The organism is Pseudomonas sp. PVC-3-1 (assembly GCF_057444315.1).
Genome location: NZ_CM172023.1, coordinates 4,439,147 through 4,453,685, shown reverse-complemented (window position 1 = coordinate 4,453,685; position 14,539 = coordinate 4,439,147). Strand labels below are relative to the sequence as shown.

Genomic DNA, 14,539 nt, shown 5'->3' with positions numbered 1-14,539 from the left:
CTTCCGGTGAGGTGTCATCTTTGCAGCATCCTTCTCAAGGCACCTCGCCGATGTCCTCAAGCGATCACTCGCGCTGCCTGACCCTCGCCAACGGCCTGCGCGCCACGCTCATCCACGCTCCCGGTGCCAGCCGCGCCGGTGCGCTGCTGCGCATCGCTCGCGGCAGCCATGACGAGCCACAAGACTTCCCCGGCCTCGCGCATTTCATTGAGCACCTGTTGTTCCTCTGTGGCGAACGCTTCGTCGAGGGCGAGCGCCTGATGCCGTGGGTACAGGCCCGAGGCGGGCGGGTCAACGCCAGTACCCGTGCGCGGCACACCGACTACTTCTTCGAAGTGCCCGACATGGCACTGGGGGATGGATTGGCGCGGCTGGTGGATATGCTCGCGCGGCCGGTTCTGGATGAAGCCGTGCAGGTCGCCGAACGCGAGGTGCTGGAAGCGGAGTATCTTGCCCGTGGCCGCGACCCCGATACCCTGATCGACGCTGCCCTGGCGCTGGCCGTGGCGCCGGGGCATCCATTGGGGCGCTTCGTGGCCGGCCGACGCGACAGCCTGAAGGTGGAAAGCGTCGGGTTCCAGAAGGCCCTGCGTGATTTCATCCGCGCCTCTCAGGCTGGCCGGGGGCTGGAGCTTTGGCTGCAGGGGCCGCAATCGCTGGAGGAACTGGAAACCCTGGCCCGGCGCGAGGCGGGTGTATTCCCGTCGGGCGGGCTGGTTGATCCCTCCAGCGTCGAGTCCCTCCTGCCGCTGAGCGGCCAGGAACTCAAGCTTCGTTTGCCCGGTGCGCCGCGACTGGTCCTGGCGTTTGCCCTGGACGGTATGGCGGGCGAGGGCGGCGTGCTGCTGCGGCAACTGCAAGGCTGGCTGGCCGACGAGGCGCCCGGCTCGCTGTTGGCCTGTCTGGGGCAGAACGGCCTGGGCGACAGCGCCCGTGCACGGCTGAGCCGTTTCGCCAATGGCCAGGCGTTACTGCGTTTCGATTTCGAGCTGGCCGAAGCCTCCGCCGCCGACCTTGTTGAGGCAGCTTTCTTCGCCTGGCTGGAGGCCTTGCGCAAGCTGCCGGCGGAGCTTCTCGCCGCCGCTCCCGCCGATGAGTCAACGGGAGTGCTGGAGCAACTGCAACGTTGCGCGAGTAGCGCCGGGTCATCGGCATGGCTGGATCAGTTGGTGGCCCCCCGCGTGATCCGCCTGCTTGCCTGCGAGTCAGTGATCGGCGAGTCACTGACGTCGGCCGGCTTCACCCTGGACGTTGCACGTAGCCCGCAGCGTACTGTTGAACCCTTGCGTGGTGAGCCGTGGTCCTTCGCCCCGACGCAGCACCTCGCGGGTGTGGAGCCTGCGGCTCTGCACCTGCGCTGGCGCTTTGCGCAGGCGCCGGGTCGGCAAGCCTTTCTTGCAGCGCGGCAGGCCCTGCGCCCGCTGGCTGGGGCAGCGCGGCACGAAGGCGTCACGCTGCGTCTGGAGGCCATGGAAAGCGACTGGGCGCTGCTGCTGTCCGGTGCGAAGAACCATCTCGCGGAGTTGGCGGAATCGGCGATTGAAGCCCTGCAGAAGCCCTCCGCCAGGGTATTGGGGCAGGGCGCTCGGCTACTGGCAACTGAGCGCCGGCGTCGTGAAGGGGAAATGCCTATCCGCCAGTTGCTCGACCTGCTGCCATCGATGCTGGCGGGAGAAAGCGACGCGTTGCCGGACTGGTCGGCGGCTCATTGGGATGCCCTGGCCCTGGGTATTGAACTGCCGGACACCCTGGCTGGCTACTCGACCACCAGCGCGTTGCCGCCACGCAATGGTCCGCCCGGCCGTCATCGCCAGGTGCTGGAGATGCCGGGTGAGGCCGCGCTGCTGCTGTTCTGCCCGTTGGCATCCCGTTCGGCGGCCGACGAAGCCGCCTGGCGCCTGCTGGCCCGCGTACTGGAGCCGGCCTTCTTCCATTGGCTGCGCGGCGAGCGGCAACTGGCCTACGCGCTTTACTGCGGATTCCGTCAGGTGGGTATGCGGCGTGGCATCCTTTTCGCCGTGCAGTCGCCGCTACTGTCGGCGGTGGAATTGCAGGCAGAGGTGGACAGCTTTCTCTTCCGTCAGGGTGAGGCCCTGCAGCGCATGGACCCGCAGCGCGTTGACAGTCTGCGTGCTCCATTGGCTGCCGAACTGGCGCGCACGCCGGGCGACTTCGCCGAGCGCTTGCAGCAGGCCTGGAGCGACCAGTTGGCCGGCGTCGCGCCGTCTCACCGGGCGCTCATGGCCGAGGCTCTGGAGAGCCTCTGCGCCTCCGAGCTTCGTGCTGCGCATTCGGCGCTGACCTCCGCCCAGGGCGGTCACTGGCTGCTGCTCAGCCACGCCTGAGCCTCGTACTTTCGACCGAGGGTGCCGTCCGCAAGATGGTGCCCCGGGCGACTTTTGCCTTACGCCCAGCGGCTTGCCCAAGGTGCTGGTCCTCAGTAGCGGTCCGCAGTAGTGGGCCGGCGGTCGCGATCACCCGCGACCATCGCGGCGCGCCCTAAGTGCCGGCAGTCGCAGAGCCTTGCGCAGCACTCCCGCGAGACACCCGCAAGGCCCATGGAACCTGCGCCAAAGCAGCGTATGGCGCGGCATCGAGCGTTTCGATAATCGCCTCCGACACGACTGACCCACAGTCGACCCCCACCCGGAGAGCGCCATGAACAAGAACAAGATCGCCGTCCGCCACCAGCTGCTGCCGCTGGCCCTGGCCACCCTGGCCATGTCCTCACTGTCGAGCGGAGTACGTGCCGACATCCTGCTGTACGACAAGGACGACACGACCTTTTCCACCGACGGCTACTTCAACGCCTTCTATGTGAACAGCGACGTCGACCGCAACGGCGATACCTACGACCGGCGCCAGTCGCGGGTGAAGATGGGCTTCCTGCCCAACTACATCGGCTTCAATTTCGGCAAGAAGATCGACGACCTGACCCTCACCGGGCGCTCCTCGTTCTGGGTGACCATCAACGACAGCGAACAGGACGGCACCGATACCGCCATCGACGTCCGCCAGTTCTACGGCAACGTCGCCGGCGATTGGGGCGAAGTGCTGATCGGCAAGGACTTCGGCCTGTTCTCGCGCTCCAACATCTTCCTCGACGAACTGCTCGCCGGCTTCGGCAACGCCAGCGACACCCTTGGCCTGGTGGACGGCAAGGGCGTGTCCTTCGGCAACATCGGCACCGGCTACCCGTACCCCTTCCCGACCTCGCAGATCACCTACCGCAACAACAACCTGGTGGATGGCCTGCGCGTGGCAGTCGGCATCATGGACCCGATCGACACCAACCAGATCGACAAGGATGCCAGCGACGGCCTCGACGACAAGGCCTACCAGGACAACCCGCGCTACGAGAGCGAGATCAGCTACCAGTTCGATGTGGGTGGCGCGCAGATCTACAGCTGGGTCAACGGCGCCTACCAGACGTCGAAGAACACCAATGACGAGGTCGACAGCGTGACCTCCAAGGGCCTGGGCTACGGCATCCAGGCAAAGATGGGCGGCCTCTCGCTGACTGGCTCGGGCTTCACCGCCAAGGGCATCAACCCGTTCTTCACCAACAACGCCGGCGAAGCCGCGCTGCGTGAAGTGGACAGCCGTGGCGTGCTGCTGCAGGGCTCCTACAGCTGGGGCAAGAACCGCGTGGCCCTGTCCACCGGCGAAACCCGCGACGACGGCAACGGCCTGGGCAGTGCGGCGGACTATTCCACCAAGGGCATCGCCTACTTCCGCACCATCAACGACAACCTGAAGCTGGTGGCCGAATACAACGTCTACGAGATCGACGGCCGCAAGGGCTCCACCGTCAGCGAGGACACCGACACCTTCGCGGTGGGCGCCGTCCTCAACTGGTAACTCCGCAAACTCCTTTGGCTCCAGCTCGGCGGGTCGGCACAGCGTGTCGCCCGCTTTTTTTTACTCAAGGAAGGCTCGTCATGATCGGATTGTGGAGCGCGCACGCGCAGACATACCTGTTGGTTCTGTCCATCGCCACCACCCTGGTGTTCGCCTTGCCCATCTTCCTGGTGCCGTTGCTGTGGGCACGGGTGATGCAGTGGAAACTGCCGGAACACACGGATCTTGCGGTGTATTTCGGCCGCTGCCTGGGGGCGTTCATCCTCATCGTCGAAGGACTCATGCTGCGCGCGGCACTCACCGCAGAGGCGCTGGTGACCACCTTCGAGGTGCTCGCGGCGGTGGCGGCGCTCATGGTCGTGGTCCACATCTACGGCGCGCTGCGACGCATCCAGCCGTGGACGGAGACGCTGGAGACGGGGTTCTATGCTGGGATGTTCATCCTGACGCTGATGTTCTGGCCGATGGCTTGAGGCGTTGCTGCCGCATCGCTTGCGCGAGTGCGGTGCCAGCTGCAGTGCCCCGGCCTTTCTGCGCCCCACAAAAAAGCCCCGCATTGCGCGGGGCTCTTTCAGTCACTCTTCACTCAAGCGTGCGAACGCAGCTCGGTGCTGAGGCCGGCCTGGGCGATCGTTGCGATTGCCTGTTCGCGTGCGGCCTCGGAGTCGTACAGCTTGCTGGTCAGCAGTTCTGCACCGGTGTTATCGCGGATCACGAAGAAATTCTTGCCGCCGGGGGACATCTGGCGCTTGTAGCGCTCGACGGCCGCACAGGTGCTGCGGAGGCTGTTGATGGCCTGCTCGGCTGCCTCCTGTGTCGGGTAGGCCAGAGTTTCCAGCAGAGTACCGTGGGCAGTGTTCTTGAGCAGAACGCGACGGTTGCCGCTGCTGAGTTCCTTGATTTCATACCAACCGGGCATGTGTAGCTCCATATAACCGGTGTCAACGTCCTGCGGGTGTTCCCGCAGGGTGACAGGCCAGTTTAGGAGTGCGGGCGCTTTGTTTGTATAAGAAAAGTCCTATGAATCATAAGGTTACTGTATCAATTTGTCTCAAGGCCGGCCTGTCTCAGAAGGTCGCTTTGACTTGCAGGCCCAGCAGCAGGGCGTTGTCGATGTCCTGGCCGGAGAAGGCTCCAGGCTCGATGACGTACTGCAGGTCCGGGCGCAGGGTCAGCCAGGGCGTGGCCTGATAGCCGTAGCTCAGCTCGATCAACTGTTCGCCGCTGTCCAGGTTCGGGTAGTCCTGGCCGTTGGCAAGGGCGTTGCTTTCCTGCACTTCGCGGCTGCGCGGGTTGGGCACGGCGCGGCCGTAACCCAACGCCAGGCTGTCCTTCGGGCGGCCTTCGAAGGGTTTGTAGAGCACCACGCCAGCGCCATACCACTTGGTGAAAGGCGAGGCGGCGCTACTGGCAGCCGAGGCCTGGCCGAAGACGTGCAGGCTGCGCCCCTTGGAGGCCGGGTCGTTCCACACGGCCTGGTCCACCAGCAGATAGTGGCCGCTGCGGCCGGATACTTCCTTGTCGCTGCCGATGCGCTGCGCGTCGGAGCTGTCGTAGTACCAGCCCAGTTTGTACTCGCCGGGCAGCTCGCCCTGGGGCTTGTAGATCAGCTCGATGGGCACCACGGTGCCGGTGCTGTGCTTGGGCGTGAGGTGCCAGGCGCGGCTGGAGTTGCCGTTGCTTTCCGGGTCGACATTGAAGGCGGCGATGCGCAGCTGCCAGTCCGGCGCGAAGCTGTATTTCACCCGCGCGCCCAGGTGCGCGTTGGGGTAGTTGGTCCAGCCGCTGCCGCCGGACATGTTCAGCGGGTGGCCGCAGAAACCGGCGTTCATGAAATTGCAGAGGATACCGCTGTCCAGCCCGCCGACGTCGTTGCCCATGGCCATGTAGCCGAGCTTGAGATTCACTGCCTGGCTCAGGTCGCGCTCGTAGCTCAGCTCGGTCAGGCGAGTGTAGAGGCCGCCGTAGTTTTCCTGGATCGGCAGACGGTTGCCCACCAGGTCTTCCGAGGCGCTGTTGCCGCGGCGATCATTGACCGTCAGCTGGACCTTGCCACCGTTGTCCAGGCCATAGAGTTTCGACAGGTCGAACTGCACGCCCAGCTTGATGTTCTGCGAATAACGCGCCGAGCGGTGCAGGCCGCCGTGGGCGTTGTAGGCGGTCTCGCCGCTGTAGTCGCCGGTGAACTTGACGCCGCGGTCTTCCAGTTCGTGGCGCAGGCCGCCCCAGTCGCCGGTCATGGTGGATCGTTCAAGCAGGCCTTCTTCGGCCAGCACAGGCAGGGACGCGACGCACAGCAGAAGACCGGGCGTGATGCGGAGGGAGTTGCGCATGGGAATCCTGAACGTGAAGCGAATAAAAAAAGGCGCGGTGGTAGTGCCGCGCCGGAAGGAGGCGCCCGCGCGGGGCGGGCGCGATGGGATCGTTACTGGCCGGCGGCTTTTGCGTTGTCAGGCAGTGCGTAGGCCATCACGTAGTCGCCGCGGTCGGTGGACTGGCGTGCGCCGCCGGCGGTGATGACGATGAACTGCCTGCCGGTCTTCGGTGACACGTAGGTCATCGGGCCGCCCTGGCTGCCGACGGGCAGGCGGGCCTTCCAGATTTCCTCGCCGTTACCGCTGTCGTAGGCGCGCAGGTAGAAGTCCTGGGTGCCGGCGATGAACACCAGGCCGCCCTGGGTGGACAGGGTGCCGCCGAGGGTCGGCAGGCCGATGGGGATCGGCAGGTGCATGCGGATGCCCAGCGGGCCGGTGTCTTCCACGGTGCCCACCGGTACCTGCCAGGCGACCTGGCGGGTCTTCATGTCGATGGCGGTAAGTGTGCCGAACGGCGGCGCCTGGCAGGGAATGCCGGCCACCGAGAGGAAGCGGTTCTTGTTCACCGCGTAGGGCGTGCCCTTGAGCGGTACGGCGCCCATGCCGGTGTTCAGTGCTTCGCCGCCGCCTGCTGCCGCGCCCTTGTTGGCCGAGGGGATCATCTGGATCCACAGGCCCAGGCGCATGTCGTTGACGAAGATGAAGCCGTGCACCGGGTCGGTGGAGAGGCTGCCCCAGTTCATGCCGCCCAGGGAGCCTGGGAAACTCAGCGAAAGGTCGGTGCCCGGCGCGGTGTACAGGCCGTCGTAGCGCATCTTCTTGAAGTCGATACGGCACAGCAGTTGGTCATAGGGCGTGGCGCCCCACATGTCCGACTCGGTGAGGGTCTGCGCGCCAATCTGCGGCATGCCGACGGATTTCGGCTGGGTCGGCGAATAGGGCTCATTGGGGATGTTGCCCGGCTTGACCGGTACATCCTGCACCTCGGTGAGCGGTTTGCCGGTGGCGCGGTCGAGCACGTAGATCTGCCCGGCCTTGGTGCCGATCACCACGGCGGGCACGCTCTTGCCGTCGGCCATGGGGAAGTCCACCAGGCTCGGCTGCATCGGCAGGTCGAAGTCCCAGAGGTCGTTGTGCACGGTCTGGTAGACCCACTTCTGCGCACCGGTGGTGGCGTCCAGTGCGAGGACGGAAGCGCCATAGGTGTGGTCGAGCTTGGTGCGCTCCACACCATAGATGTCGGTGGAGGAGCTGCCCATGGGCAGGAAGACCGTGTTCATCGCCGGGTCGTAGGACATCGGCGCCCAGCTGTTGGGCGTGCTGCGCACGTAGGTCTTGCCGTCCGCCGGGGCCTGCTTGTCTTCCGGGTTGCCTGGGTCGAACGCCCAGCGCATGGCGCCAGTGATCACGTCGAAACCACGGATCACGCCGCCGGGCATGTCGGTCTGGACGTTGTCCGCGACACGGCCGCCCACCACCACGGTGGTGCCGGCCATGAGCGGGGCGGAGGAGAGCTGGTAGTAGGAATCGGGCACATCACCGAGCCCCGCCTTCAGGTCCACTTGGCCATTGTTGCCGAAGCCCTGGCAGAACTCGCCGGTGTCGGCGTCGACGGCGATCAGGCGCGCGTCGATGGTGTTGGTCAGCAGGCGACGCTGGCAGTTGGCGCCGGCCGGCACGCTGGCGGCGATGACCTGCGAGCTGTTGGGTTGGGTCGGCTGGGCGAGTTCTTGGGTGGCATCGAAATAGGCCATGCCACGGCAGCGCTGCCAGACCTTGGACTGGGCGTTGATCGCGTTCTTCCACAACTCCTTGCCGGTGTCCGCGTCGAGAGCGATCAGGTTGTTGTGCGGGGTGCAGATGAACACCTTGTCGCCGACCTGCAACGGTGTCAGCTGGTCTTCCGCGCCGTTGCCGTCGCTGATCGCGACGTCGCCGGTGTGATAGGTCCAGGCCACCTTGAGCTTGTCGACGTTGCTGCGGTTGATCTGGTCCAGCGCGGCGAAGCGGCTGCCGCCTTCGGTGTTGCCGTAGTGGGCCCAGTCCTTCTGCGCATGGGCCGGGTCAACGGGCGTCAGCCCGGGACCGCTGCCGGTGGGGGCAACACTGGGGTGGGCGACGAACATGTTGCCGGCGGCAATCGCCACCAGCACCGCCAGTACGCCGGCGATGCCGTACGCACCGCGGCCAGCCTCGCGCCCGGCGGAGCGCGCCAGCAGCGGATAGACCATCGCGACGACCACGCCGATGGCGCTGAACATGAACAGCCGCGAGAACAGCGGCCAGAACACCAGGCCGGTGTCGGCCACGGCCCAGATCGCCGTAGCGACCAGGAAGACGGCAAACAGCCAGGCGCCGGCGGGCTTTCGCAGCGCGATCAGCAGGCCGGAAACGGCCATCGCAAGGCCGCCGATGAGGAAATACCAGGAGCCGCCAAGGCTGACCAGGCGGATGCCGCCGGCGGCCAGGGCAAGGCCGAGGAGGGCGATGATCACGCCCAGGCCGGTGAGGATGAAAGTGCTCGCGCCGGAGGTGCGCTGTACCGATTTCATACAGAGGGTTCTCGCTGTGGAATTCGGTGATTATACGCTTAGCATGCTAATTAACTAGATAGTACAATCGTCGAAGATGCAAAAGCAGACGAATGAAATAGCTTTTGCATGCTCGATCACCTGCAATATTCCGACCCACGAAAGCCCTGTGCAGCGGCTGCCGAGACTGGCAGCATCGCTGCTCGGTCCTACAGAAGAATCCTAGTCGCCGTGCCTGCCAATCGCTCTGTCGTACCTGCCCAATTCAAATTGCTGCCGTTGCTGATCTGCGGTGTCGCCCACGGCCAACTGGCTCGTGCTGAAGCCACGGAAACAGACAGTGAGGCGCTGCTTGCGCCCATGGTGGTGACGGGCGCCTATGCGCCGGTGTCGAGCTTCGACCTGCCGTTCTCCATCGACACCGTGCAGCAACCGCAGCTCAGCGATGGCCAACTCGGCGTCAATGCTTCGGAAGTACTGCAGCGCGTACCCGGCCTGGTGGTGCAGAACCGCCAGAACTATGCCCAGGACCTGCAGATATCCTCCCGTGGCTACGGCGCGCGCTCGGCCTTCGGCATTCGTGGGCTGAAGCTGCTCAGTGACGGCATACCGGCCAGCACACCGGACGGCCAGGGCCAGGCAGCCACGCTGAACCTCGACGTCGCAGACCGCATCGAAGTGCTGCGCGGCCCGGCCTCGACGCTTTACGGGAGCAACAGCGGCGGGGTGATCCAGATGTTCTCCCGCGACGGCTACGGCCCGCCGAAGGTCGGCGCGGAAACTACCTTCGGCAGCGACGGCTTCAACAAGAACCACCTCTATGCCGAGGGCGGCACCGACCAGGCAGGCTTCCTGCTCGACGCCTCGCGCATGGACACCGACGGCTACCGCGACCACAGCGCCGCGCGCCGCGACCAGACCTTCGCCAAGCTCAACTTCAAGCCCGACGAAGACAGCCGCCTGGCGCTGATCTACAGCAGCCTGGAGCAGAATGGCACGCAGGACCCGCTCGGCCAGACCTGGGACGCCTACCAGCATGACCCGCGCTCCGTGGCCTCCGTCGCCGAGACCTACAATACGCGCAAGAGCATCGACCACCAGCAATTGGGCATGAACTACGAGCGCTACTTCGGCGATGCGACCTTGCAGTTCAACCTCTACGCCGGCCAGCGCAGCGTGGTGCAGTACCTGTCGATCCCCAGGACGGTGGCCTCCAACTCCCAGCGCGGCGGTGGCGTGGTGGACTTCGACCGTGAATTTCACGGTGGCACCCTGCGCTGGATCCAGCCGGTGCACGGCGTGCCGGGTGAGCTGACCGTCACCACCGGGGTGGATTACGACCGCAGCGAGGATGACCGCAAAGGCTTCCAGAACTTCAGCGGCGACCAGCTCGGTGTGAAGGGTGAAATGCGGCGCAACGAGAACGACATCGCCACCAGCCTCGCCCCTTACGTGCAGGCGCGCTGGGCGCTGGGCAACTGGACTTTCGACGCAGGCCTGCGGCACAGCAGCATGAAGATGGAAGTCGACGACCACTACCTGAGCAACGGCGACTCCAGCGGCTCGAAGACGTACCGACAGAACAACCCGTCGCTCTCGGTGATGTATGCCTTCACCCCAAACCTGCACGGCTACGTCAGCGCCGGAAAGGGTTTCGAAACCCCGACCCAGGCCGAGATGGCCTACGCGCCGGGCCTGACGGAAAGCTTCAACTTCGGTCTTGATCCCGCTACCAGCACGCAATACGAAGTTGGCCTGAAGACCAAGGTCGCCGGCAACACGCGGGTCAATGCAGCGATCTTCGAGATCCGCACCGACGACGAGATCGTCGTCGCCAGTTCCAGCGGCGGTCGCACCAGCTATCAGAACGCCGGCAAGACCCTGCGCCGGGGCTTCGAGCTGGGCGTGCAGAGCGACCTGTCCGAACACTGGCAGGCCAACCTGGCCTACACCCGCCTGGACGCCACCTACGACGAGGACTTCGTCGAGGGCGGCAGCACCATCGAGAAGGGCAACCACCTGCCCGGCGTGCCCGGCAGCAGCCTGTTCGGCGAACTGGTGTGGAAGCCGCAGGACGGCATCAGCATGGGCTTCGAAGGCCAATACCGCAGCAAGGTCTATGTCGAGGACAGCAACGAGGACAAACCGGCGCCCAGCTACGCGGTGTTCAACTGGCGCACTCGGTTCGAGCAGCACCTGGGGCCCTGGACCTTCCACCAGCTGGTGCGCCTGGACAATCTGCTGGACCGCCAGTATGTCGGCTCGGTGATCGTCGGCGACAGCAACGGGCGCTACTACGAGGCGGCGCCGGGGCGTTCGTGGTATGCGGGGGCGGGGGTGGAATACCGGTTCGAGTGATCCGGTGGTGAGGGCGGTTCGCGAGCAAGCTCGCTCCTACAGGTCAGCTCCGCAGGGCTTTTCGTAGGAGCGAGCTTGCTCGCGAACCGGTCACTGCCAACGCCGGTCATCGCCCGCGGGGCACCATAACCGCTCCGAATCCTCTATCCTCGCGAGTTTTTAATCGAGCGGGACATGCGTGTGATGGGCAGATGGGCAATTGGCGCATTGTTGATGTGCGTGGCGGGCATGGCCTCGGCGGCTGACCCGCTGTTCGGCAAGTACAACTACGGTGCGGCGCAGAAAGGTTTCGGCAAGCCGCAGGGCTTCGAGGAATGCCTGCAGCCCATGGGCGTTACCGCTCGCTGCAAGGGCAACGTGGACTACGCCGGTACGCGCTTCCGCCTGGCGCTGACCTTCGACAAGCAGAAACTGGTCGAAGCGGTGCTGTACAGCGCGTATGACGACGCCGCGTACCGCCGAGTGCTGCAGGAAGTGGCCAAGCGCTTCATGCTGGTCGCCATCGCCGACGACAAGAGTGTGGTCGACGTGCTGGCGCACACACTGAACCCCAACCGTACCCAGGCCGACGCCAAGGCCATCGGCGACTTCGAGACCCATGCGCTGCGCAGCGGCATGATCACCTACCGTCTCTACGAGCAGCTCGACAAGTACATCAAGCCCGGCCTGGATGCGCGTCAGGTGCTGGCGACCGTACCGGCGAACATTCGAGTGGCCGAGGTCACGGTCAAGCACGGCAAGTCCGAGAACTGGCTGATCGTGAAATTCGCCAAACCGGGCCTCGCGCCGAAGAAAACCAAAGGCTGAGGCCCAGCGTCCTGCAGGCGCGCCTCATGTTCGCCACTGACGAAACTGGGGTGGCCGCGGAACTGCACGTACCTGCCTGCGCGGAGGGCTTTCGCGGATAACGTCCGCTCGTGCAGATCCCCGAGCAGCACGTTCCCAGTAGGAGCGAGCTTGCTCGCGAATGGGCGCAGTGCCGTGCCGTGCGGTTCGCGAGCAAGGACCAGGCGTCCCCCTCGGTCCTACAAAGCGCTGGCACGTGCGGTGACCGCCGCCGCGGAGGAGCAGGGAGCGAGACGAGCCCATCACGAACGAAGTTCGCTCCCAGGCGAGGGAAAACGCCGGAGTTGGCCTGTCGATGCAGCCGATACGTTAAGATCCGAGGCTTTCCCAGCGTTCCACCCGGAGAACGATCCATGGAAGACCTCAACACCCTCTATTACTTCACCCAGGTGGTGGAGCAGGGTGGCTTTGCCGCGGCCGGCCGTGCGTTGGACATCCCCAAGTCCAAGCTCAGCCGGCGCATCGCCCAGTTGGAGGAGCGCCTGGGGGTGCGTCTGCTGCATCGCACCAGCCGGCACTGCTCGCTGACCGAGATCGGCCAGGAGTACTACCAGCGCTGCGTGGCGATGCGCATCGAGGCGGAAGGGGCTTCCGAGGTGATTGAACGCAACCGCGCCGAGCCGCGCGGACTGGTGCGGCTGGCGTGTCCGACGACGCTGCTCAACTCCTGGGTCGGACCGATGCTGACGCGCTACATGCTCAAGTACCCGCTGGTGGAGCTGTTCATCGAAAGCACCAACCGCCGCATCGACCTGCTCCACGAGGGCTTCGACATCGCCCTGCGGGTGCGTTTCCCGCCGCTGGAAAACACCGACATGGTGATGAAGGTGCTGGCCAACAGTACCCAGTGCCTGGTGGGCAGCCCGGCGCTGCTCGAGCGCATGGCGGGCGGCAGCTCGCCCATGGGCCTGGCGCAACTGCCCAGCCTGCACTGGGGCGGCATGCAGCGGGAGTATCAGTGGGAGCTGTTCAACGAGGAGGGCGAGCGCCTGCTGATCTCGCACAAGCCGCGCATGGTCACCGATGACCTGCTGGCCCTGCGCAACGCTGTGCTGGCCGGTGTCGGTATCGCCCACGTGCCCCGCGTGGCGGTGCGCGAGGACCTCGCTGCGGGCAGGGTGGTGGAGTTGCTACCAGGCTGGTCGCCCAAATGCGGCATCGTCCATGCGATCTTCCCGTCGCGCCGCGGCTTGTTGCCGTCGGTGCGCACACTGATCGACTTCCTCGCCGAGGAATTCAGCAACAGCGATATGGCCTGAAGCCCCCCGTCCGCGGACAGCGTTGCGTATTGCGCATCGCTGTGTTGCCGGCCCGACCGATTCTGCCCGGAAGGTTGCCGGCTTAGTCTGGCGCCACTGTTTTCCCGCTCAAGGATTGGTCATGAACTCCGCTTCGACTACCCACACGACCGCGCCCGCGCAGTCGACCCTCTCCTCGGCCATGGTCGCGCTGCTCGCATTCTGCTGTGGCGCCGTGGTCGCCAACCTCTACTACGCGCAACCCATCGTCGAGCTGATCGCCCCGGCTATCGGCCTCTCCACCCAGCACGCCAGCCTGATCGTCTCGCTGACCCAGTTCGGCTACGCCATCGGCCTGCTGTTCCTGGTGCCGTTGGCGGACTTGCTGGAGAACCGCAAGCTGGTGATCGGTTTCACCCTGGCCGTGGCACTGTGCCTGGCCGGCGCCGGGCTGGCGAATGCGCCATCAGTGCTGCTGGCCTGCGCCCTGCTGATCGGCCTGACCTCCGTGGCGGTGCAGATTCTCGTGCCGCTGGCCGCGCACCTGGCGCCGGAGGAGGCCCGGGGGCGGGTGGTGGGCAACATCATGGGCGGCCTGCTGCTGGGCATCCTGCTGTCGCGACCGGTGTCGAGCCTGGTGGCAGAGGTCTTCGGCTGGCGCGGGGTGTTCCTTGCTGCGTCGGTACTGATGCTGTTGATCGCCCTGGTGATGGCGATAGCGCTGCCGCGCCGCCTGCCGGCGCACAGCGCCACCTATCTGCAACTGATCGGTTCGGTGTTCTCGCTGGCCCGGCGCTACGCCGTGCTGCGCGAACGCGCGCTCTATCAGGGGTTGCTGTTCGCCGCGTTCAGCGCGTTCTGGACCATCGCGCCCATCGAACTGATTCGTCACCACGGCTTCAGCCAGACCCAGGTCGCGCTGTTTGCCCTGGTTGGTGCCGTGGGCGCCGTGGCCGCGCCCATCGCCGGGCGGCTGGCGGATGCAGGTCACACGTTCAAGGGCACTCTGGTGGCGTTGCTGCTGGCGCCATTCGCCTTGTTGCTCGGGGCGCTGCCCGGTGCCGGATTCTTCTGGCTCGTGGTCTGTGCTGTGCTGCTGGATTTCGCCGTGCAGCTGAACATGGTGCTCGGCCAGCGCGAGGTGTACGCCCTCGACCCGCATAGCCGTGCACGCCTGAATGCGGTGTACATGACCAGCATCTTCGTCGGTGGCGCGCTCGGTTCGCTGGTCGCCAGCCCGCTGTACGAAACCATCAGCTGGACGCCGTTCGCCATTGGCGTGGCCGTCGTTCCGGCGGTCGCCACCTTGCTCTTCCTGCTCCGCGGCGAGAGCCACGCCTGAGAGCACAGGCGTGCAAGGCGAAGGCGGGGGCGATTGGGTAAACTCCGG

10 protein-coding genes are annotated in these 14,539 nt (G+C 65.6%); 7 read left to right on the top strand and 3 right to left on the bottom strand.

Features of this window, described 5'->3' with window-relative positions:
• Window positions 1-50 precede the first annotated feature (50 nt).
• From pqqF to AC2T4A_RS20590, 3 genes are all read left to right on the top strand, one after another.
• Window positions 51-2,345, top strand: coding sequence for a pyrroloquinoline quinone biosynthesis protein PqqF (gene pqqF / locus AC2T4A_RS20600; protein ID WP_486741653.1), 2,295 nt, complete (start codon window positions 51-53; stop codon window positions 2,343-2,345).
• A 313-nt stretch (window positions 2,346-2,658) separates the two neighbouring features.
• Window positions 2,659-3,861 (top strand): porin family protein, encoded by a 1,203-nt coding sequence (locus AC2T4A_RS20595; protein WP_416750661.1) that lies wholly within the window; start codon window positions 2,659-2,661, stop codon window positions 3,859-3,861.
• Between the two features lie 80 nt (window positions 3,862-3,941).
• Window positions 3,942-4,334: a hypothetical protein gene (locus tag AC2T4A_RS20590; RefSeq protein ID WP_416750659.1), complete on the top strand. Its 393-nt coding sequence runs from the start codon at window positions 3,942-3,944 to the stop codon at window positions 4,332-4,334.
• 113 nt (window positions 4,335-4,447) lie between these two features.
• Here the strand turns inward: AC2T4A_RS20590 and AC2T4A_RS20585 are convergent, their stop codons facing one another.
• From AC2T4A_RS20585 to AC2T4A_RS20575, 3 genes are all read right to left on the bottom strand, one after another.
• Window positions 4,448-4,780 carry a DUF1508 domain-containing protein gene (locus AC2T4A_RS20585; RefSeq protein ID WP_486741652.1) on the bottom strand — a complete coding sequence of 111 codons (333 nt, stop codon included), beginning with the start codon at window positions 4,778-4,780 and terminating at the stop codon, window positions 4,448-4,450.
• Window positions 4,781-4,928: 148 nt separating this feature from the next.
• A complete protein-coding gene (locus tag AC2T4A_RS20580; protein ID WP_486741651.1) occupies window positions 4,929-6,194 on the bottom strand; it encodes a carbohydrate porin in 1,266 nt (421 codons plus the stop codon).
• A 92-nt stretch (window positions 6,195-6,286) separates the two neighbouring features.
• Complete coding sequence (locus tag AC2T4A_RS20575; protein ID WP_486741650.1) at window positions 6,287-8,728, bottom strand: glucose/quinate/shikimate family membrane-bound PQQ-dependent dehydrogenase; 2,442 nt, start codon at window positions 8,726-8,728, stop codon at window positions 6,287-6,289.
• A 339-nt stretch (window positions 8,729-9,067) separates the two neighbouring features.
• Here AC2T4A_RS20575 and AC2T4A_RS20570 point away from each other — a divergent pair, with 339 nt between their 5' ends.
• From AC2T4A_RS20570 to AC2T4A_RS20555, 4 genes are all read left to right on the top strand, one after another.
• Window positions 9,068-11,065, top strand: coding sequence for a TonB-dependent receptor family protein (locus tag AC2T4A_RS20570; RefSeq protein ID WP_486743707.1), 1,998 nt, complete (start codon window positions 9,068-9,070; stop codon window positions 11,063-11,065).
• Between the two features lie 183 nt (window positions 11,066-11,248).
• The gene (locus tag AC2T4A_RS20565; protein WP_478377898.1) at window positions 11,249-11,872 is read left to right on the top strand and encodes a hypothetical protein; all 624 of its coding nucleotides are present in this window, start codon (window positions 11,249-11,251) and stop codon (window positions 11,870-11,872) included.
• A gap of 392 nt (window positions 11,873-12,264) precedes the next feature.
• Window positions 12,265-13,170 carry a LysR substrate-binding domain-containing protein gene (locus AC2T4A_RS20560; protein ID WP_416750649.1) on the top strand — a complete coding sequence of 302 codons (906 nt, stop codon included), beginning with the start codon at window positions 12,265-12,267 and terminating at the stop codon, window positions 13,168-13,170.
• A 121-nt stretch (window positions 13,171-13,291) separates the two neighbouring features.
• Entirely contained in the window at window positions 13,292-14,491 is a 1,200-nt protein-coding gene (locus tag AC2T4A_RS20555; protein ID WP_486741649.1) for an MFS transporter, read from the top strand.
• Window positions 14,492-14,539 lie beyond the last annotated feature (48 nt).

Excerpts from the sequence above, each read along its gene's own strand:
- pqqF (WP_486741653.1), top strand. The coding sequence starts at position 51 with ATGTCCTCAAGCGATCACTCGCGCTGCCTGACCCTCGCCAACGGCCTG.
- AC2T4A_RS20595 (WP_416750661.1), top strand. The coding sequence starts at position 2,659 with ATGAACAAGAACAAGATCGCCGTCCGCCACCAGCTGCTGCCGCTGGCC.
- AC2T4A_RS20590 (WP_416750659.1), top strand. The coding sequence starts at position 3,942 with ATGATCGGATTGTGGAGCGCGCACGCGCAGACATACCTGTTGGTTCTG.
- AC2T4A_RS20585 (WP_486741652.1), bottom strand. The coding sequence starts at position 4,780 with ATGCCCGGTTGGTATGAAATCAAGGAACTCAGCAGCGGCAACCGTCGC.
- AC2T4A_RS20580 (WP_486741651.1), bottom strand. The coding sequence starts at position 6,194 with ATGCGCAACTCCCTCCGCATCACGCCCGGTCTTCTGCTGTGCGTCGCG.
- AC2T4A_RS20575 (WP_486741650.1), bottom strand. The coding sequence starts at position 8,728 with ATGAAATCGGTACAGCGCACCTCCGGCGCGAGCACTTTCATCCTCACC.
- AC2T4A_RS20570 (WP_486743707.1), top strand. The coding sequence starts at position 9,068 with ATGGTGGTGACGGGCGCCTATGCGCCGGTGTCGAGCTTCGACCTGCCG.
- AC2T4A_RS20565 (WP_478377898.1), top strand. The coding sequence starts at position 11,249 with ATGGGCAGATGGGCAATTGGCGCATTGTTGATGTGCGTGGCGGGCATG.
- AC2T4A_RS20560 (WP_416750649.1), top strand. The coding sequence starts at position 12,265 with ATGGAAGACCTCAACACCCTCTATTACTTCACCCAGGTGGTGGAGCAG.
- AC2T4A_RS20555 (WP_486741649.1), top strand. The coding sequence starts at position 13,292 with ATGAACTCCGCTTCGACTACCCACACGACCGCGCCCGCGCAGTCGACC.